The following is an 18,618-nucleotide window of genomic DNA, read 5'->3' on the forward strand; positions in this document are numbered from 1 at the left end:
GCACCTGCATAATGCACGGCGGTTGTTGGGCAAGATGCGCTAGACTGAGGAGGTGGTCAAGAGACTAAACCAATGTGAACGAATTCATTTCCAGAATTACATCCAGTGATGACGTGTGAATGTAAGAATGACAGACACACGCACGCTCACGCCTTCCCCATATTCTTATCCAACCGGTTGGGGCACGACATTTCTTGAAGAAGCGCTATTGGGTCCGATGTGAATGGGGATAGGGCGCGGGGCCGCTGAGGTTGGAGATAAGCATTGCATAGAAATATGGAGTAACCCATTTTCTAAGCGAGCACTATGGATTTCAATATGGTCTGCCAGCATAAAGCGGCGTTCAAAGGCACGCGTCGCAATGCCGCGATGCAACCATTTGCGCGGTTGGTCATTGTTGCGAACACGTCCGCGAACAATAAGTGTCATTCCATCTTGCGTTAAGCTGACATCATCAGGGCTAAAGCCCGCGAGTGCCATGGTCAGCGCGTATTCTGTATCGCTCGTCTTCTCAATATTATAAGGGGGATAGCTTGCTGTCCCTTGAGCGCTGGCATTACTTCCGGCCAGGCGAGCGACGCGATCAAATCCTATTGCGCTACGGAAAAGGGGGGTAAAATCGTACTCCATGTGATGATCCTCCTTAAGATACGGCAGGATGACAGCACGCCTCCCCAATTGGCGAAAACGAGCTGCTAGTGCGGCACAGCCACAACCCATCAAGGCGTTGTGGTGCCCACACCCATCAAATGGGAAGCCCTCTTACTGCTTTCAAGAGCGATAAGAGGGCCCATTCGTTAAATGGTCATAATCAATGAAGAGGTATATTACTTCTTGATGTTACCAATTCCAGAAAAGCGCTTGTTAAATTTAGCGACCTGGCCCCCAGTATCGAGAATACGTTGTACACCAGTCCAAGCGGGATGTGTTTTTGGGTCAATATCAAGCCGGATGGTTGAGCCTGGCTCACCATAGCAGGACTTCGTCTTATATTCAGAGCCGTCGGCCATGATGACAGTGATCTCGTGATAATCTGGATGGATGCCGGGTTTCATAACGTTTTTCCTGAACCTTTGTAGAAGAAGCTCCGATACCGACCGGAGCAGGCCGTTGCCCTATAACGAATTTTTTGGCGCTATAAAAGGATAAATACGCGGTTATTTTGCATTATCTCTGGGGTGAGGGCAGACAGAGTGTCTAGGTATTAATGATTTTTCCATACTTTATTACTTATAAAGGAAGGATCTTGTGTTTAAATCGAGTGCCGAACAGAGTTTTTTGTTGGCATATAGGAATGTCCTCTGATAAAGGCGTGTCTCGTTTATCACGATTTATTTTCTGAAACGGCGTAGCGATTAGGCACACTTCGTAGCGTGCAGTAGTCACTAGATTGTATTTTAGTGTATTATGAGCTGGTATGAATTGTGTCTTACTGAGCGCGTCTTTCCATCATAGTGCAGGGTAATACTCATAATGAAAGCTCTCAAAACCCCAGAATGGGTTGCTGATTTTCGCAAGTTTATCTCGCGAGGAAATGTCGTCGGTCTTGCGATCGCTGTTGTCGTTGGGGCTGCCTTTAGTGCCATCGTCAATAGCGCGGTTAAGGACATCATCACCCCCATCATCGGGTTGCTCACCGGTGGGGTTGATTTCTCCAATATCTTCATCACGCTGAAAGGTCCTGTTAAGGCGACGTTGGAGGAAGCTCAAAAGGCGGGGTCTGTTACGATTAATGTTGGCGTGTTCCTTAACGCTGTCATTCAGTTTTTGATCATTTCGCTCTTCATCTTTTGGGTCCTGCGTATTGCGTCGAAGTTGTATCGTAGTGAGAAGAAAGCAGAAGAAGCAGCACCTCCACCACCTCCGAGTCGTGAAGAAGTTCTTTTGTCTGAAATCCGTGACATTCTTGCGGCACGGTCATCAAAATGATGGCGTGGTTCAAAAGAGGCGGGGCTCTCTTATTAGCTGTCATGGCTATTGGTTGTACAACAGCAGGCAGCACGCCGTCATATTCTGTCGAGATTTCCCCTAATGCACGCGTCTATACCTATCTCATTCTCAATGGGATGGCCCGAGGGGCGGCAATGTTGGGAAAACTTCCTGAACGAAAGGGAGTGGCATTGATGGGGGTTGATGAGAAAGCCCGCGTTCTTTTGGCAAAAGGCTTAAAGTCACCCGGAATGCGCAACGATGCTCAGACGGATCGTGCTTTAGAAGATCTTTTAGCGGCTATCCCGCAATAAATAGACACGAATGAAAAAAGCCCTGCATCGATCATAGATGCAGGGCTTTTTTTAGTTGGCGCGACGTAATCTTTTCTTTCCCATCAGCAAAAGCAATGGGGCGGCGATAAAGATTGACGACGATGTGCCAACTACAATTCCGAACAACATAACCGTTGCAAAGCCTGTAAGAGTACTTCCACCAAAGAGGGCGAGGGGAAGGGCGGCCAGGAAAACAGTCATGGATGTGCCAAGAGTTCGGTTGAGTGTCTCATTGATGGAAAGATCGAGAAGCTCTTGGAGTGGCATGGTGCGGTATTTCTTCAGATTCTCTCTGACACGATCATATACCACTACTTTATCATTCGTAGAGTAGCCCAGGATCGTTAGCAGAGCGGCGACCATCACAAGATCGAACTCAAAGCGCGTGATAACAAGGAAGCCAATGGTCTTGGTTAAATCCAGAACCAATGTGATCACCGCACTAAGGGCAAATTCACGTTCAAAACGGAACCAGATATAAACGAGGATCATCCCCAAGCTGCACACGAGTGCAAGGATACCATCACGAAAGAGCTCTGATGAGACAGAGCCTCCAACGGCATCAGCGCGTTGAATTTGTGTGCCAGGTTCTGACGCTGTGATGGCTTGTTTGACATGATCAACAAGCTGTTGGGTTTGATGTTCAGCATTCGGACCATGTGGGAGGTTAATCGCGATGCGGATATCATTGGGAGACCCGAAAGATTGAACAGAGGCTGTGTCAATCTGTGCCTTCTCGAGGAGGGCTCGCATATGGGCGGGGTCCTCAGGTGAAGGAGAGTGGGTCTCTACAATGATACCACCGCGAAAGTCCAACCCGAGATTAAGTCCGGGCGTGAAAAATAATAAGACTGACGCGATGGAGAGAACAGCAGAGACGATGAGACCAGCATAGCGACCGCGCATAAAGCGGATCTGCCGGTCATCACGTACAAAACGAAGTAAAGGACGAGAGAGCATAGCGTTCAGACCGGAAGTTCTTTAGGGCGGGTATGGGCATACCAACGCACAATCAACAGACGTGAGAAGATCAGGGTCGTAAAGAGCGTTGTGACGATACCGATGGTAATCGTCAGGGCAAAGTTCCTGACAGCCCCTGTACCAAACACAAAGAGCATCACATGGGCCAGGAAGGCGGTTGCGTTACTGTCAATAATCGTCCCTGTGGCACGTTCAAAGCCGCTCTGGAGAGCTTGGAGGGGTTTGCGTCCACGTTTTACTTCTTCACGGATACGCTCATTAATGAGGATGTTCGCATCAACGGCCATTCCTAGAGTGAGCAAAATACCAGCCATTCCTGGCAGGGTCAGTGTTGCCCCAAAGAGGGAAAGTATAGCGAGAATGAGAACAAGGTTCGCAAACAGAGCAATATCAGCATACCAGCCGAAGCGGGCATAGAAGAGGAACATGAAGACTACGACCAGCACGAAACCGACAGCCAAGCTGATCATTCCTGCGCGAATAGAGGCAGCCCCAAGACTTGGGCCGATGCTGCGCTGCTCAATAACAGCAAGGGGCGCTGGAAGGGCACCTGCACGGAGTAGCAAAGCCAGGTCAGATGCAGAGCGAGCGGTGAAATTCCCCGTAATTTCACCAGAACCAGCGGTAATGGGAGAATTAATAACCGGTGCGGTGAGGATGCGATTATCTAGAACAATCGCGAACAGCTTACCGACATTGGCTGTGGTAATGCGGGCGAAATCCTCAGCGCCTTTGCTGTCAAACTTCAAGCTAACAGCCCAACGCCCTTCAGAACGTGTCGCGGCGGCGTCAGAAAGATTTGCCCCATCCACTTCGACCTGATCCTGAACGGCTAGGCTTGTTTTTCCATCCTGCATGGGAAGTAAGGTTGTGCCGGGGGTCTGCTGCGTTGGGTTTGGCCCGACAAGATGGAAGGTCATCCGTGCTGTGGTGCCGAGCAGATTTTTAATACGCTCTGGATCACTAATGCCAGGAAGCTCAAGAATGATGCGGTCATCACCTTCACGGGCGATCGTCGGGTCAAGTGCGCCTGTGCTATCAATACGGCGGCGGACGATCTCAATAGAGCGTGAGACGGCCTCGCGCGCGCGCGCCTTCATGGCGTCATGCTGAAGGGTTAGGATAAGACGGCCATCTTGTTCTGTAACAGTAAGCTCGCCCGGGGTGGCAGAGGCAATGTTGTCGAGAACGTGGCGGTCAGCGAGGTGCTCACTTTCAGCACGAGGCTGGAAGCTGAGAGAGGCGTTGTCATCATCACGCGTCATGTCCAAAAAGCCCAAATGGGCGTTTAACAGATCACGGCGTGTTTCTGCTTCCAGCGCTTGAAGACGATCATGTTGAAGTGATTTCGTATCAAGCTGGAGAAGAAGATAAGACCCACCCCGTAGATCCAACCCGAGATGCACCTGGTGCCAAGGGAGAGAGGGAGAAGGCGACTTGATGAAATTGGGCAGACAGAGCAGAGCACTGATCAGCAAGATGCCCACAACACCCAGCATTCTGAGGCGGCTGTAATACATCATAGGGGGCTGAGTAACCTCAAAGCAGCATGGAGTAAGAAGAGGTTAGACCAAACGATCTTCACGAATAGGAGTGGGAACATGCCTCTTCCTGCGCGCAGATGCAACCACTACGAAATGATTATGTGATTGGTCAGAGGTGTTGGCGTAGGTTTGCTCTTCTGAAAAGGGGTGATAAGCTCATTCTTATGAAGGATCATATGCATCTTAATGTAGGCGTTGTGGGGGTAGGGCATTTTGGCCGCTTACATGCCCTCAAAGCAGCCAAGCATGCTGAAGAGCGGCTTGTGGGCGTGTATGATCCTGATTTTAAGAGAGCTGAGCAGGTGGCGCGTGAGACAGGGTGCCGTCCCTATGAGCATTATGAAGCCCTGCTCCCTGATGTGGATGCAGTGATCATCGCTGCTCCTGCTGAAGCTCATTATGCTCTAGGGTGTCAGGCCTTAAAGGCTGGGCGGCATGTTCTCGTTGAGAAGCCGATTGCCTCAACGATCTCAGAAGGGCGAGAAATGGCTCTTTTGGCAGAAGAACACCAAGCCGTGCTGCAAGTAGGGCATTTGCTGCGTTATTCTGCTGAGCATAAGGCGATTACGGAAAGGATCCAATCGCCGCTGTATATTGAGGCCACACGGATAGCGCCCTTTAAACCACGTGGTACAGATGTTTCCGTTGTATTGGACCTCATGATTCATGATTTGGATTTGGTTCTGTCCATCGTTGATAGTCCCATCCACAGTATTGATGCGTTAGGTGCTGCGGTATCAAGCGAGCATGAGGATATCGCCAATGCCAGAGTGCGGTTTGAAAATGGATGTGTGGCGGCTATTACAGCCAGCCGCATCTCATTGAAAACCGAGCGCCGTATGCGTGTTTTCTCCCAGGATGGGTATTTGTCAGCGAATTTTATGAAGTGTGAGCTGACTTATATTAATAAGAAACGTGGTTTCCCATTGCCTGGGACAGGAGGATACCGCCGGGAAGCGGTAACATGGTCTGAGATTGATCATTTATCGGCAGAGCATACGGCTTTCGTCGCTTCATGTTTAAGAAAAGAAGCCGTGCTGGTGGATGCACGGGCGGGATTGCGTGCGTTGGAAGCAGCATTGAATGTGACGGAGAGTATCCGCGCGTCTCAGCGTTTGATGGAGCAATCGGGTTTGATCCGATAATCAGGTCGTTTTTTATTGCGCCATGCGGCTATAAGCCGTGGCGCAAAGAGATTGATTAATAACCCCAGAAATACCAGGGAAGACGCGATAATTTTCCACCCCTCGATGGGTTCGTGGAGGAAGATGACGGAGGAGGCGAGACCAAAGATAGGGACGAGTAATGTAAAAGGGACGACCTGAGCAGCGTTGTAATGTTTTAGCAAATTATTCCATAGGGCATATCCTAGAAGGGTTGTGGGATAGACGAGATAGGCCAATGCGAAGAGTGAATAGCGGTCAAGGTGAACCACTGTATTGGTGATGCTGGCCCAACCATCAACAAAGAAGCACAGAATAAAGAGGGGAACGGAGGCAATAGCGCTTCCCCATACGACAAGCCCGAAAACATCGACATTGTGAAAGCGTTTGGTAACAATGTTCCCACAAGCCCAGGAGAAAGCGGCAAGAAGAACAAAGAATAGCCCACGCAAGGTAATATCGCCCCCTACATGAAGGGCAAGAAAACCAATCCCTGATAATGAGACGAGTGCACCGATGAGGCGAGAAAAAGTGGGTTTTTCGTGGAGGAAAAATACGGCCAGCCCCAAGGTGATAAAAACCTGGACTTGTAGGATAACGGAGGCGAGTCCTGCTGAGACCCCCAAATACATTCCTGTGAATAGGAAAATAAACTGACCTACAAAATTAAAAAGCCCATACGCAGCAAGGCCTAAAAAAGGAACGGCTGGGCGTTTGACAAAAAGGATGGCAGGGAACCCAGCAAGAAAGAATCTTAAAAAACAGAGGAGTAGGGGTGAAATGCCATGAAGACCAATTTTGATAACAACAAAATTAACCCCCCAGATCAAAACAACAAGAAGAGCCGCTAGGATATGTTTTGGGGGTAGGTTTTTCATGTTTATTCCTTTTTAGGAATATCATTCTTAGGGATTTTATAAGGGCTGTAAAGTTTTGAAATCGTATCAATGTATGTAAAAACATTTATGCAGAGGGTGAGCTAAATACTCTATGTTTGGCGATGTTCTGAAAGGTAAGGATTGCATTTTGTCTATTGTTCGATATATATAGAACAATGCCTTTTAGAAAGAAGGAATGAGATTCATGTCTCTGCTCCACACTCTACAGAAACGCTACACCGCAAAAGCGTATGATGCGTCGCGCCGTATTCCTGATGAGACCATTCATCAGCTCTTAGAGGCGCTGCGTCTAAGCCCGTCTTCCATTAATGCCCAGCCCTGGCATTTTATTGTGGCAGATGACGATGCGGGGAGACAACGCATCGCGAAGGCAACGCCCGATCCAGGACCTTTTGCGTATAATAAAAAGAAAATCACTGAGGCATCTCACGTTGTGCTTCTTTGCGCTCGTACTCACTTATCTGATGCCTATGTGGATGCGCTTTTAGCAAAGGAAAAAGAAGACGGTCGTTTCAATGATGACAACGCCTTTAATGTGCGTAAGGAAACAGTGAAGCATTATGTCGGGCAACATGTTCAGGCGGGTGATGTAGCAGAATGGAACCAACGCCAGCTTTATATTGCCCAAGGCTTCCTGCTGCTGTCAGCTGGGCTTTTAAATGTTGATGCCACTCCGATCGAGGGATTCGATGCCGCTATTGCTGCAAAAGAATTTGATCTGGAAAAACAGGGACTAACCCCTATGGTCATCGTCTCGCTTGGTTATCATGCTGAGGGAGATTCCAACGCAACACGGCCAAAATCACGCTTAAGTGCGGATGTTGTTTTTTCCAAAGCGTAAGAACACGGGAACAACTCGATCCTTGAAGGAGGGGAGAGTTGTTCTTTGTGGGATTAGAGAAGATACTAGTTGTTAAAACATCGTATTATCATTTTGAGAGTGAGCGGGGACATCTTGGATAACATCCCAATGCTCGACGATTTGACCGTTTTTGACACGGAAAATATCGACAATGGCTTGCCCTAAATCGGTTGGTTTGTCTTTTGAGTGGACGTGCAAATAAACAAGGTCATCTTCTGTAGCACTGCGGATAATATCTGTATGGGCTTGCGGATTTTTTTGGAAGAAATCCGTAAAAAAGGCGATGAAATGTTTTTTCCCATTAGGGACATCGGGGTTGTGTTGCTTGTAGGTGTCAGCGACGATGCTTGCTGCTTTGAGGTCATGCTTATTAAAGAAACGGTCATAGAATGAGAGGACCAACCTTCTATTGTGTTCTTCTTGTGTCAGATCACGTTTTAGTGTGTGTTGAGGCGGTAGAGTATCATGGCCCCACGCGCTAGGCATGATGAGCACAGAGCCAGCTAAAAGGGATAAGCTTGCAATAATACCGCGATAATGTGTCATGGTTATTTTTGTCCTCTCAGGTTGGGGAAAGTAAAATTTTCTGAAAAAATTTCCTATCCTCTATTAAGGGAGTTATGCCATCTTGATGTGTTGAAAAAACGGTCTGGGAAAATTCTCATAACGGTTTTTCAACTTGTATAGTAGGTCAAGTAATAGACAGACTATGTCTGCTTAGGCACACTAGAATATCAGCCTGGCGGAACTGTTAGCGATAAAAGGGATTTCAGAAATGAATACGTACTGGCGCCATTTAAAATGTCGAGGGTTGTGGGGGATCTTGGGAGTATTCTTGCTTTCCCTTAGTGGGATGCCGGCGGCTCAAGCGAAGCTCATCTCTCATGATGGTGTGAGCCTTTCGGCTGATGGGAGCCCTAATGGTTCATTGCAACAAGATGTTACTATTTCCCAGACGAAACCCGCATCTCTTCATGATCTCATTGTATCAGATGATGACGATGATGATGGCAACATAGGTAGGGGCCTGTCAGACCAGGATGCCAAAGCCACAATGGGGTTGATCGTCCTGATGATTGTTGGTGGATTTTTGGGGATTCCTATTTATTTTCTGCCAACCATCATCGCTGTTATTCGTAAGCATGAATATAAAGGCGTGATTACTATTGTTAATATTTTTTGCGGGTGGACGGGGCTTGTTTGGCTTGGCCTTTTAGCGTGGTCTGTGTGGCCGCGTCAGGAACCGTTGAATGGAGGAAATTATGGAGGGAATAGACCCCCACCGTTTCCGTCTGGACGTGGCACTGACTCCTCTATGTCTGTTTGTAGTGATGCATCGCTTGAACCATTTGAAAAGCTCGAGAAACTTGTGCGTATGAAACAGGATGGTCTGTTGAGTGAAGCTGAGTTTGAGGCGGCTAAGGCGCGTATTCTTCGTTCAATTTAACTCAGTTCATTAAATGATATGAGACGACCTATGGAGTTCGGTTATGGCGACGAAGAAGCTTTATATGCTGCAGCCTTTTCCTGTGGGACGTATCATAGAGTTCGATTTAAAGACACGCACTTCTAAAATCATCATTGATCATATGATAGGTCATCCTGATGGGATTTATATCGATCTCGATAATAGAGATCTTTATTGGTCCAATATGGGTGTTGTGATGAATGAAGGGTCTCAGGAGTTTTTTCAAAGTGATGGGAGTATCGAAGTCAGCTCACTAACGGGCGAAAATCGTAGAGAAATTGTTGGAGGCGGGTTATTTGTAACGGGGAAGCAGCTTGTTGCGGATCCCGCTTCGAAGCATCTTTATTGGTGTGATCGGGAAGGGATGAGGGTTTTCCGTTCAGATTATGATGGTGGCAATGTTACAGTCTTGGTGCAGAGAGGCTTATTTCCTCTAGAAAGCCACGATTATACGCGCCATTGCGTGGGGATAGCCCTTGATACCAAAAGGGGCTTTTTATACTGGACACAAAAAGGCCCGCCAAAAGGCGGTAAGGGATGCATTATGCGGGCAAACCTTGCGATGCCTCAGGGAAAGACCGCTAAAACCCGCGATGATATTGTCGTGTTAAAAGACCACCTTCCGGAGCCCATTGATTTGGAATTAGACCCTTCGGGGGATCGTCTTTATTGGACAGATCGTGGGGATGATGCTCATGGGGGGAATAGCTTAAACTCTGCAATGATCTCAGAGGATGGTCTTCACGATCATAAAATATTGGCAAGAGGGCTCAAAGAAGCGATTGCCTTATCCATCGATCATGATGAGGGAAGAGTTTATTTATCTGACATTAACGGAAATTTGTACCAACATGATCTTGCTCGTGAAGGGTCATTGGAAAAACTTGCGAAATTTGATTCCCTAACAGGTATTTTCTTCGTTACAATGTAATGCTGTGAGACTGTCAGTGAGATGAAGGTATTGCTCTTAGCTTAAGGGTAATACCTTCAAATGTTAGGCTTCGAGTTCTTCTCTTTTGGCTTCTAGTTCGAGCCAGCGTTCTTCACTTTTGGCAATTTTTTTATCGACCTCTTCGAGGATAGCGGTGATTTTTTCGAAGCGCTTCGGATCTCGAGCATATAATCCCGGGTCGCTGAGTGCTTTGCGGCAGACGTCAGCATCTTTTTCTAATTTTTCCATAAGCTCAGGGAGTTTGTTAAGCTCCTGACGTTCTGCATAGCTTAGCTTTTCTTTCGGCTTTTCAACCGATGGAGATGGGGCAGAATTTTTCTCAGAAGGGGCATCTGCATTGCGGCTTACGGCACGGCGCTCTTGGGGCGCTTTGCCGCGTCGCTGGGCAAGCATATCTGAATAGCCCCCAGCATAGTCAATCCATTGCCCATTATCTTCAGAAACAAGAATAGAGCTGGTGAGGCGATCAAGAAAATCACGATCATGGCTGACGAGGATAACTGTCCCCGTATAATCAGCGAGCATGTCCTGGAGCAGATCAAGTGTTTCGAGATCAAGATCGTTTGTGGGTTCGTCCAAGACGAGAAGGTTCGAAGGGCGCGCCAAAGCGCGGGCGAGAGCTAAGCGCCCGCGTTCTCCACCTGAAAGATGGCTCACAGGGGTTTTGGCTTGTTCAGGGCGGAAGAGGAAGTCTTTCATATACCCGATAACATGCCGGCGTTCATGCCCTACTTGAACCATCTCTCCGTGACCATCTGTCAGAACATCGACCACAGTGCGGTCGCCTTCGAGTGCTGTGCGTTGCTGGTCAAGTGTTACCATTTTGAGGGAAGGGCTCAGACGGACCTCGCCTTTTTGCGGCGTAAGCTGTCCTGTTAGAAGGCGCAATAAGGTGGTTTTTCCAGCCCCATTGGCACCGCAAATGCCAAGCCGGTCCCCTTTGGTAATTTTAAGGGTCAAGTCTTCAATCAGGCGACGGTCCGGGAAGGACCAAGAGAGGTCTTCCGCTGCAATAACAATTTTACTCGTGTTTTCTGCTTCACTGGCCGCCATTTTTAAGGTGCCGCGTTGACGTGAGGCAATATCACGTCGTTCGGTCCGGAGGGCAGCAAGCTCTGCGACACGGCGTACATTACGCTTACGGCGTGCTGTCACGCCATAGCGCATCCAATCTTCTTCACGTGCAATTTGGCGGCTGAGCTTGTGGGCTTCGCGTTCAGCAAGCTCAAGCTGCTCATCACGCCATGTTTCGAAATGAGAAAAATTGGCGTCTAAACGCTGTGTTTTTCCTTGTTCAAGCCAGATAACGGCACGGCAGAGCGTTTCTAAAAAGCGACGATCATGGCTGATGATGATCATAGCTGCCTGAGAGGCTTGGAGTTCACGTTCGAGCCATGAAATACAAGGGAGATCGAGATGGTTTGTGGGCTCATCTAACAGGATTAAGTCAGGCTCGGCAGCGAGTGCCTGAGCGAGGGCACAGCGACGTGCTTCACCGCCCGACAGGCTTTTGCAGGATTCATCGCCTGTGAGACCGAGCTCTGCCAGCATGGAACGTGCTCGGTAATGGACGGTTTCATCAAGGACGGAGGCGACATAGTCAAATGTCGTGTCCCATTGTGAGAGATCGGGCTCTTGAGGAAGGTAATGGACTTTTATGCCAGGCTGAACAAAACGGATGCCACTATCGGGCTGTAAGGCCCCAGCTGCAATGCGAAGAAGTGTTGATTTCCCGCTTCCATTGCGCCCGACCAAACAGAGCCGTTCGCCTGGGAGAAGAGAAAGGTCAGCCCCATCAAGAAGTGGGCGTCCACCCAGAGTATAGGTAATCGTTTGAAGGTTTAAAATTGGTGCAGCCATGGTCAGCATGTGGCGCAAATGTGTAGGGAAATGCAAGAGTAAATACGTAACTTATCGGCCTATGGGTCATAGTTCGGACATGAGCGAGCTGTAAAAACTGGTTTATATTTTACATTGTTCTGTTGCCGTGTCGTGAGTATGAGGACATTAAAGGCACCAATAGCGGAAAAGTTCTGTTTACTCGCTGAGATACACCCTTATTATGAGATGTTATGAAGGCTGACAAAAAGATCATAAAAAGCTGGGTCCGACAGCAGAATCGTACCAGTCGATCCATAACGATGAGCATTGCTCTTCTGGGTTTTGTAAATGTTATGATGGGTGTGGTTCAAGCGTGGAGTTTGGCCCATATTTTTGCTCAGCTTCTTATGCAGCATGTCTCTGACGTTCAGATGCTTCTAGTCATCTTCATTATATGCTGCGTTGTGCGTGTTCTTTTGAGTTATCTACAAGAATTGATGGCTCTTTCTGCAGGGCAGAGTGCACGCCGGCGGTTAAGACATCATATCTTAGAACGTATCATGGTGGCCGGCCCTGTGCTTCTACGGCAGAATCATAGTGCGAAACTAGCGACACTCTTGGTCGATCGCGTAGAGATGTTGGATGGTTATTTTGCGCGTTGGTTGCCAGCCTCCATGTTATGGGTTGTCGCACAATGGAGTATTGTGGCGATTGTTGCGTGGCAAAATTGGCATGCAGGTCTTGTTTTAGGACTATGCTGCTTAGCACTTCCTTTCTTGCAGGCGATTTTTGGGATTGCGACTGCTGTGGCTTCTCGGCGCCAGTTTCTGGCGATGAGCCGCCTCCAAACACGGTTTTTAGATCGTATTCGCGGGATTGCGACTATTGTTCTTTCTGGTAATGCAGAAAGGGATGCGCAAGATTTGCGCACAGCGGCAGAAGAGTTCCGGCATCGGACTATGAAAGTGTTGCGGGTTGCTTTCATGGCTTCGGCGACGACAGATATCGTGATGATCGTTGCTTTGGTATGGATTGTGGTTAGCCAAAGTCATGCTTTAATGCATGACCATTCAGTGGATCATGCCTCAGCGGCATTATTCGCGGTTTTTATGGTGCCTGAGGCTTTTGCAACATTCCGCGCTCTTTCGGCGTCTTACCAAGATAAATCTCACGTGAATGAGACGGCGGAAGCAGTGCACACTTTACCTCAGCCTTCCTCTTCGCATGGACATGATCCTGCGGAGAAGGAAGAGGGTGCTCATGCGGTGCTTTATGATGGGCGTGGTATTTCCCTGGTTGTCAAAGATGTCAGTTATCGTTGGTCAGAGGACAGGCCACCAACATTATTGGATATTAATTTCGCTCTAGAGCCAGGTCAGACGGCTCTGTTAGAGGGCGTGTCCGGAGCAGGGAAATCAACCCTTATTGAGTTGCTGTTAGGTTTTATCCAGCCGCAGAAAGGGCAGATTTTTCTGGGTGGCGTCGCCATGAATACAATGAGTGCTGAGGCCATCACACGCCATATAAGCTGGATTGGTCAGCGCCCGGTATTATTTGCAGGGACATTGCGTGAGAATATCCTTTTCGCGCATCCTAACGCACGTGAAGAGGAGATTCAGCACGCTTTGGAAGCATCGCGTGTGTCTCAATATCTTGCTGATCTTCCAGATGGTTTGAATACGGTTATTGGGGAAGGTGGATTTGGCCTTTCGGGGGGACAGGCGCAGAGAATTGCTATAGCCCGTGCTTTTTTAAAGAATAGTCCTCTTCTTGTTATGGACGAGCCTACAGCGCATCTGGACCCGGAGACGGAGCAGGATATTTTGGAGGCTTTGAAGCTTCTTTTGCAGGGGCGTACGGCACTTATTGCGACGCATTCTTCCCAATTTAAAACGTTAGAAACGACGTATCATATGACTCTTGATGCTGGACATATTGTGTCGCAGGAGCCGAAACAATGAAAGCATTAGTGAAGCTAAGCCTTGTTTGGCGTTCACGCTTTGGATATCTGCTTTTTGGTTTACTTTTGGCAGAGCTTTCCGTGTGTTCACTCTTTCTATTGATGGGTCAAACGGGGGGACGTCTCAGCAGCGCGATTATTGGTGTCGCGTTAGGATTTGGTCTTTTACGTATCGCGGGTGTGGCCCGCATTGTTCTGCGTTATTTAGAGCGATTAGTCGCGCATGATGCGACCTTTAAAGCCTTAACCGATCTGCGGGTTTGGTTTTATCGTCGCCTCTCAGAGGGAGCTGCTGCGGGGCTAGGTTTTCGCCGGTCAGGGGACCTTCTATCGCGTCTTGTATCAGATATTCAAAGTTTAGATAATCTCTACCTCCGTATCCTCATCCCTTTGGCGGCTGCTTTTATTAGTTTGCCGATATTGGTGATTATTTGCCTTCATGCTGGCGTGGGCGGGGCCTTAACGCTGACAATCGCTCTGCTTTTTGCGTTGATTGCGTTCTTGCTGCCTTATCTAACGGCTAGAAGCACATATCGTTTGGGGCCGGATTTGCAGCAGGCACAAGCAAGATTACAAATTAAAGCGCTGGATATGGCAACAGGCTTGAGAGAAATGCGTATTTTTGGCGCTGAAGAGCGTATGTGCCAGGCGTTAGAGGATGATCAAGAAACGTTATATCTCTTGCAAAAACAGCAAGGACGCCGGATGGCAGCGCTGCATGCGAGTGCACTTTTATTGTCACGGCTTGGTGGCATCGCTGTTTTATGTGCTTGTGTTGGTATTTTTTATCATAAGCCAGACATCATTGCTGGTGTAACGATCTTTTTCGTCGTCACATCTGCTTTGGATATGATTAATGACCTCCCACGGGCAGGATTGCTCGCGGGGCAGGCATGTCATGCTGCAGAACGTGTGGCGTCTGTTGTGACGGAGCGTCCCTTGCCAGGAGGGTATATTAATACACTTCCGGAATATTTTGATATTCAATGTCATCAACTCTCATTTGGATGGCCCGGTAAGGGGCTTATCCTAGAGGATGCGTCTTTTTTCCTAAAATCGGGAGAGAAGGCTATTCTTCTTGGTCCGTCTGGTTCGGGTAAATCAAGCTTGGCGGCGTTGCTCTTACGGGTTGTGTCGCCGCGAAGTGGATATATTACCCTCGATGGGATCAATATAGAGGACGTGCGTGATGAGACGCTGCGGAACAAAGTTGCGTGGTTGTCTCAAAATAGTCATCTGTTTGATGATACTATTCGCCATAATCTGTTGCTCGGGCGAGAAGGTATTGCTGATGATGCGCTATGGGACGCATTAGAGAAGGCTCAGATTGCTGATTTTGTAAGGTCTCTTCCAGATGGTTTAGATCATTGGATTGGTGAAAATGGCTCTCATCTTTCCGGTGGGCAAGGACGGCGTATTGCTTTAGCGCGCGTGCTGCTGTCATCAGCGCCTGTGTTGATCTTGGATGAACCGGCCGCTGGTTTGGATTTAGAAACGGAGAAGGCTTTCCTTGAAACGATTAATAGAATTGACCGCCGCCGGTCTGTTTTGTTGATTACACATCGCTTAACAGGTGTTGAGCGTCCGGATCATATATGGCGTCTTGAAAAAAAGAAGATTGTCGCTCAACCGATTTAGCTTAAGGTTTTTGAGAAAAATTGATCTGTTAAATTATTGAGAACAGGTTAAAAAGGCAGAGATCTATGAAAGAAAGGGTGCCCTTTATGTTTAAGTTATCGCTGGCGTTGCGCCGTTATGCTCCGGCCTTATTAGGGAGTGCTGTTCTCGCCAGCACTTTGGGAGGATGTGTATCTCATACGCCACGTGATAACTATGTCGTCTTCTTTGATAGGGATTCTGTTAGCTTGAATAGCACAGCTGAAGCTATCGTGAAGGAGGCTGTGCAGGATGCACGGGCTCAACATGTTAAACATATTTACGTTGCAGCATCTGCAGGGCATGAGGGAGACCCAGCGGTCTTGAAGCAGCTTGCTGATGCGCGTGCAGTTGCTGTGGTTGAGACGCTTGAAAAAGATGGCGTTGATGTCAAAACAATTCGTAAATCATCCTACACACTTGGTCAGTTTGATGATGCGCGTGTCGCGTTACGGCGTGTTATCATCCGGATCGAGAAACCATAATAACACTTAAAATCAGAATAGAAGAAACGTTCTAACTGATCTTTTTAAGGAAGAGAGTTTCTTGAGGATGGAGGAGTGGTTTCATCCTCAAGAAAGGAGTTGCGCATTTTAGTGGCAAGTTCTTTCTGCCACGAGGCGAGAATACACGTGAATAGCAGTGTATTATTATACGTATTCAAGCTTTAAGGGAAATCGATCTATTAAAGCAGTACGAAGTTGGGTAATAATGACGGAAATGCATGGAAGAGGGGCGTTTTGTATGTCTAAATTATCTATGATATTGCGTCGTTATTCTCCGGTTTTAATGGGAAGTATTATTCTTTCGAGTGCATTAGGGGGGTGTGCAGCTCGTCATGTGCCGCCGCCGCATACAGATTATACAATTCTTTTTGATCGTGATTCCACGCAGATCAATAGTGTTGCTGAACAAATGATCAGCACGGCCACGCAGGAAGCGAAGAACAAGAATGCCACGCAAATTACGGTCTCGAGTTCTGCTGGATATGGGAATGACCCTGACGTGTTGAAAAATCTGGCAAGCAGACGGGCAGATAGTGTTGTAGAAGCCTTGAAGAGGGATGGTGTAGATTCCACAAAAATTCTTAAGAAAACCTATCCGCTTGATGGTAAGGAAACGTCTTTCTTAACATTTCGGCGTGTTTTGCTTCAGGTGTGGGAGCAGCCTTCTAAATAATTTTCTATGGATGGTGCCATATCTTCAGAATTCGTAGGAGGGGCAGACCCTCTTGATGTATTGCGAAAAATCTTTGGATTTAATCAATTTCGCGGTCTTCAAGAGGACGCTGTTTCAGCGGTTATGCAGGGGCAAGATGCTCTTGTTCTGATGCCGACAGGTGGTGGGAAAAGCTTGTGTTATCAGGTGCCGGCGTTGTGCCGCCCAGGTATGGGGCTTGTGGTTTCCCCCCTTATCGCTTTGATGGATGACCAAGTTGCGGGGCTTCAACAGCTAGGAGTTCGTGCTGCGGCCCTTCATTCTGAGTTGGAGCCAATAACACGGGAAACATTGTGGGGACAGCTGCGAAGCGGCCAAATAGATCTGCTTTATATTTCGCCTGAGCGTCTTTTAACGCCATCGCTGCTTGATTTTTTAAAACGACGTACTCTTTCTCTTATTGCGATTGATGAAGCACATTGTGTGTCGGCTTGGGGGCATGAATTTCGCCCAGAATACCGAGAACTTGCCACGCTGAGGGACTATTTTCCGTCTGTGCCACGCATTGCTCTCACAGCAACTGCAGATACACGGACGCGAGACGATATTTTAGCGGCTTTGCACATGCCGCAAGCCCATGTTTTTATCGCAAGTTTTCATCGCTCTAATTTGTTTTTGCAGGCACAGCCTAAAATTGCAGAAACGCGTCAACTTGTGGATGCTTTGACGCGGCATGCAGGCCAAGGTGCGGCTATTGTTTATTGTGGAAGCCGCCGCCGGACAGAACGCGTAGCGATGATGTTGCGAGAAAAAAATTTTACGGCGCTCGCTTACCATGCGGGTCTATCGCCAACAGAAAAACGCGCAACATTGCTTCGTTTCCGCTCAGGTGAACCTCTCGTTATCGTGGCAACAATTGCTTTTGGGATGGGGATTGACCGTCCCGATGTACGCACTGTTATCCATCTTGATATGCCTGCGTCTCCAGAAGCCTATTACCAACAAATAGGGCGGGCAGGGCGCGATGGAGAAACATCCCATACAGTGATGCTTTATGGTGGTGAAGCGATTGCAAAGGCGCGTTATTGGCTTGAACAATCTCAAGCGCCAGCTATGGAAAAGCGTACAATGCAAGGGCGGCTTGAGAGTATGATCGCCATAACAGAAACAACAGGCTGTCGTACGCAGGCTATTTTATCATGTTTTGGTGAAGAGTTTCCGTCTCCATGTGGGCATTGTGACAATTGCGTGCATCCGCCGGCAACATTTGATGGGAAAGAAGCAGCTCAAAAGGTGCTTTCCACAGTCTATAAAACAGGAGAGCGTTTTGGGGCTGTGGTGTTGACCTCTGTGCTAAGAGGGCGTGTGACTGAAACGGTAGAACGGCATGCGTTGAATCATCTCTCCGTGTTCGGTATTGGGCGTGATCGTAGCGAGAATTGGTGGCGTATGGTCATTCGCCAACTTATTGCGCGCGGTGTTATTCTTTTAACGGGCGAGCATGGCGGGTTGGGGCTTAATCGCGAGACGGTGCGTCCGCTGCTGAGGGGAGATGTCCCTGTTCCACTCATGGAAGATGCGTCTTTAAAAACGCAATCAGCCCTCAATAGAGCAGGGGAGCATGAAGAGCTTCTTCTCTCAGAAGAGGAAAAGGATCGGTTCATTTCTCTTAAAGAATGGCGTTTGATGGAAGCGCGTGAGCAGGAAATTCCACCTTACGTCATTTTTCACGACGCTGTTTTGCGGGATATTGCTCGTTATATCCCCAGCACGATGGATGGGTTGGCAGAAGTGAAAGGCGTAGGCCGGAGTAAATTGGAGCGTTATGGAGAGGCTGTTTTAGCTGTCCTTAAGAGGCTCCAATAAATTATCTATACTCTTACTAAGGTT

18 protein-coding genes are annotated in these 18,618 nt (G+C 48.1%); 11 read left to right on the top strand and 7 right to left on the bottom strand.

The features are described from left to right. Positions 1–165 precede the first annotated feature (165 nt). Positions 166–630: an Hsp20 family protein gene (locus GS501_RS00490; protein ID WP_160829939.1), complete on the bottom strand. Its 465-nt coding sequence runs from the start codon at positions 628–630 to the stop codon at positions 166–168. A 197-nt stretch (positions 631–827) separates the two neighbouring features. Then, complete coding sequence (gene rpmE, locus GS501_RS00495; RefSeq protein WP_160829940.1) at positions 828–1,055, bottom strand: 50S ribosomal protein L31; 228 nt, start codon at positions 1,053–1,055, stop codon at positions 828–830. A 418-nt stretch (positions 1,056–1,473) separates the two neighbouring features. Here rpmE and mscL point away from each other — a divergent pair, with 418 nt between their 5' ends. Continuing rightward, complete coding sequence (gene mscL, locus GS501_RS00500; RefSeq protein ID WP_160829941.1) at positions 1,474–1,929, top strand: large conductance mechanosensitive channel protein MscL; 456 nt, start codon at positions 1,474–1,476, stop codon at positions 1,927–1,929. Further along, entirely contained in the window at positions 1,926–2,243 is a 318-nt protein-coding gene (locus GS501_RS00505) for a hypothetical protein (protein WP_237442337.1), read from the top strand. Before mscL ends, GS501_RS00505 begins: the two co-directional genes overlap by 4 nt. A 51-nt stretch (positions 2,244–2,294) precedes the next feature. Here the strand turns inward: GS501_RS00505 and secF are convergent, their stop codons facing one another. Together secF and secD are read right to left on the bottom strand one after the other, a co-directional pair. Next, the gene (secF, locus tag GS501_RS00510) at positions 2,295–3,224 is read right to left on the bottom strand and encodes a protein translocase subunit SecF (RefSeq protein WP_160829943.1); all 930 of its coding nucleotides are present in this window, start codon (positions 3,222–3,224) and stop codon (positions 2,295–2,297) included. 5 nt (positions 3,225–3,229) lie between these two features. Further along, a complete protein-coding gene (secD, locus tag GS501_RS00515; protein ID WP_160829975.1) occupies positions 3,230–4,765 on the bottom strand; it encodes a protein translocase subunit SecD in 1,536 nt (511 codons plus the stop codon). Between the two features lie 188 nt (positions 4,766–4,953). On the opposite strand from secD, the gene GS501_RS00520 reads away from it, so the two are divergent. Next, positions 4,954–5,934 carry a Gfo/Idh/MocA family protein gene (locus GS501_RS00520; RefSeq protein ID WP_160829944.1) on the top strand — a complete coding sequence of 327 codons (981 nt, stop codon included), beginning with the start codon at positions 4,954–4,956 and terminating at the stop codon, positions 5,932–5,934. Here GS501_RS00520 and GS501_RS00525 read toward each other — a convergent pair. Further along, complete coding sequence (locus GS501_RS00525) at positions 5,898–6,830, bottom strand: EamA family transporter (protein ID WP_160829945.1); 933 nt, start codon at positions 6,828–6,830, stop codon at positions 5,898–5,900. The two genes, GS501_RS00520 and GS501_RS00525, sit on opposite strands and share 37 nt — an antisense overlap. Before the next feature lie 205 nt (positions 6,831–7,035). Here GS501_RS00525 and nfsB point away from each other — a divergent pair, with 205 nt between their 5' ends. Beyond that, positions 7,036–7,692 carry an oxygen-insensitive NAD(P)H nitroreductase gene (nfsB, locus tag GS501_RS00530; RefSeq protein ID WP_160829946.1) on the top strand — a complete coding sequence of 219 codons (657 nt, stop codon included), beginning with the start codon at positions 7,036–7,038 and terminating at the stop codon, positions 7,690–7,692. 72 nt (positions 7,693–7,764) lie between these two features. Here the strand turns inward: nfsB and GS501_RS00535 are convergent, their stop codons facing one another. Next, positions 7,765–8,259: an ester cyclase gene (locus tag GS501_RS00535; protein ID WP_160829947.1), complete on the bottom strand. Its 495-nt coding sequence runs from the start codon at positions 8,257–8,259 to the stop codon at positions 7,765–7,767. 229 nt (positions 8,260–8,488) lie between these two features. Between GS501_RS00535 and GS501_RS00540 the strand changes: the two genes are divergently transcribed. After that, the gene (locus GS501_RS00540) at positions 8,489–9,160 is read left to right on the top strand and encodes a superinfection immunity protein (protein WP_160829976.1); all 672 of its coding nucleotides are present in this window, start codon (positions 8,489–8,491) and stop codon (positions 9,158–9,160) included. Positions 9,161–9,203: 43 nt separating this feature from the next. Next, the gene (locus GS501_RS00545) at positions 9,204–10,112 is read left to right on the top strand and encodes a hypothetical protein (RefSeq protein WP_160829948.1); all 909 of its coding nucleotides are present in this window, start codon (positions 9,204–9,206) and stop codon (positions 10,110–10,112) included. A gap of 63 nt (positions 10,113–10,175) precedes the next feature. On the opposite strand, the gene GS501_RS00550 is transcribed toward GS501_RS00545, so the two are convergent. Further along, positions 10,176–11,993: an ABC-F family ATP-binding cassette domain-containing protein gene (locus GS501_RS00550; RefSeq protein ID WP_160829949.1), complete on the bottom strand. Its 1,818-nt coding sequence runs from the start codon at positions 11,991–11,993 to the stop codon at positions 10,176–10,178. A 212-nt stretch (positions 11,994–12,205) separates the two neighbouring features. Here GS501_RS00550 and cydD point away from each other — a divergent pair, with 212 nt between their 5' ends. The 5 genes from cydD (at position 12,206) to recQ (ending at position 18,594) form a co-directional block, all read left to right on the top strand. Then, positions 12,206–13,915, top strand: a complete 1,710-nt coding sequence (gene cydD / locus GS501_RS00555; protein WP_160829950.1) for a thiol reductant ABC exporter subunit CydD — start codon at positions 12,206–12,208, stop codon at positions 13,913–13,915. Then, positions 13,912–15,552 carry a thiol reductant ABC exporter subunit CydC gene (cydC, locus tag GS501_RS00560; protein WP_160829951.1) on the top strand — a complete coding sequence of 547 codons (1,641 nt, stop codon included), beginning with the start codon at positions 13,912–13,914 and terminating at the stop codon, positions 15,550–15,552. The genes cydD and cydC overlap by 4 nt, the downstream gene beginning before the upstream one ends. A gap of 86 nt (positions 15,553–15,638) precedes the next feature. Next, positions 15,639–16,055 (top strand): OmpA family protein, encoded by a 417-nt coding sequence (locus GS501_RS00565; RefSeq protein WP_160829952.1) that lies wholly within the window; start codon positions 15,639–15,641, stop codon positions 16,053–16,055. 259 nt (positions 16,056–16,314) lie between these two features. Continuing rightward, positions 16,315–16,749: an OmpA family protein gene (locus tag GS501_RS00570; protein WP_160829953.1), complete on the top strand. Its 435-nt coding sequence runs from the start codon at positions 16,315–16,317 to the stop codon at positions 16,747–16,749. Positions 16,750–16,755: 6 nt separating this feature from the next. Further along, positions 16,756–18,594 (top strand): DNA helicase RecQ, encoded by a 1,839-nt coding sequence (gene recQ, locus GS501_RS00575; RefSeq protein ID WP_160829954.1) that lies wholly within the window; start codon positions 16,756–16,758, stop codon positions 18,592–18,594. The last annotated feature ends 24 nt before the right edge of the window (positions 18,595–18,618 follow it).

The organism is Saccharibacter sp. 17.LH.SD (genome assembly GCF_009834805.1).
Taxonomy (GTDB): domain Bacteria; phylum Pseudomonadota; class Alphaproteobacteria; order Acetobacterales; family Acetobacteraceae; genus Saccharibacter.

Excerpts from the sequence above, each read along its gene's own strand:
- GS501_RS00490 (WP_160829939.1), bottom strand. The coding sequence starts at position 630 with ATGGAGTACGATTTTACCCCCCTTTTCCGTAGCGCAATAGGATTTGAT.
- rpmE (WP_160829940.1), bottom strand. The coding sequence starts at position 1,055 with ATGAAACCCGGCATCCATCCAGATTATCACGAGATCACTGTCATCATG.
- mscL (WP_160829941.1), top strand. The coding sequence starts at position 1,474 with ATGAAAGCTCTCAAAACCCCAGAATGGGTTGCTGATTTTCGCAAGTTT.
- GS501_RS00505 (WP_237442337.1), top strand. The coding sequence starts at position 1,926 with ATGATGGCGTGGTTCAAAAGAGGCGGGGCTCTCTTATTAGCTGTCATG.
- secF (WP_160829943.1), bottom strand. The coding sequence starts at position 3,224 with ATGCTCTCTCGTCCTTTACTTCGTTTTGTACGTGATGACCGGCAGATC.
- secD (WP_160829975.1), bottom strand. The coding sequence starts at position 4,765 with ATGTATTACAGCCGCCTCAGAATGCTGGGTGTTGTGGGCATCTTGCTG.
- GS501_RS00520 (WP_160829944.1), top strand. The coding sequence starts at position 4,954 with ATGAAGGATCATATGCATCTTAATGTAGGCGTTGTGGGGGTAGGGCAT.
- GS501_RS00525 (WP_160829945.1), bottom strand. The coding sequence starts at position 6,830 with ATGAAAAACCTACCCCCAAAACATATCCTAGCGGCTCTTCTTGTTGTT.
- nfsB (WP_160829946.1), top strand. The coding sequence starts at position 7,036 with ATGTCTCTGCTCCACACTCTACAGAAACGCTACACCGCAAAAGCGTAT.
- GS501_RS00535 (WP_160829947.1), bottom strand. The coding sequence starts at position 8,259 with ATGACACATTATCGCGGTATTATTGCAAGCTTATCCCTTTTAGCTGGC.
- GS501_RS00540 (WP_160829976.1), top strand. The coding sequence starts at position 8,489 with ATGAATACGTACTGGCGCCATTTAAAATGTCGAGGGTTGTGGGGGATC.
- GS501_RS00545 (WP_160829948.1), top strand. The coding sequence starts at position 9,204 with ATGGCGACGAAGAAGCTTTATATGCTGCAGCCTTTTCCTGTGGGACGT.
- GS501_RS00550 (WP_160829949.1), bottom strand. The coding sequence starts at position 11,993 with ATGGCTGCACCAATTTTAAACCTTCAAACGATTACCTATACTCTGGGT.
- cydD (WP_160829950.1), top strand. The coding sequence starts at position 12,206 with ATGAAGGCTGACAAAAAGATCATAAAAAGCTGGGTCCGACAGCAGAAT.
- cydC (WP_160829951.1), top strand. The coding sequence starts at position 13,912 with ATGAAAGCATTAGTGAAGCTAAGCCTTGTTTGGCGTTCACGCTTTGGA.
- GS501_RS00565 (WP_160829952.1), top strand. The coding sequence starts at position 15,639 with ATGTTTAAGTTATCGCTGGCGTTGCGCCGTTATGCTCCGGCCTTATTA.
- GS501_RS00570 (WP_160829953.1), top strand. The coding sequence starts at position 16,315 with ATGTCTAAATTATCTATGATATTGCGTCGTTATTCTCCGGTTTTAATG.
- recQ (WP_160829954.1), top strand. The coding sequence starts at position 16,756 with ATGGATGGTGCCATATCTTCAGAATTCGTAGGAGGGGCAGACCCTCTT.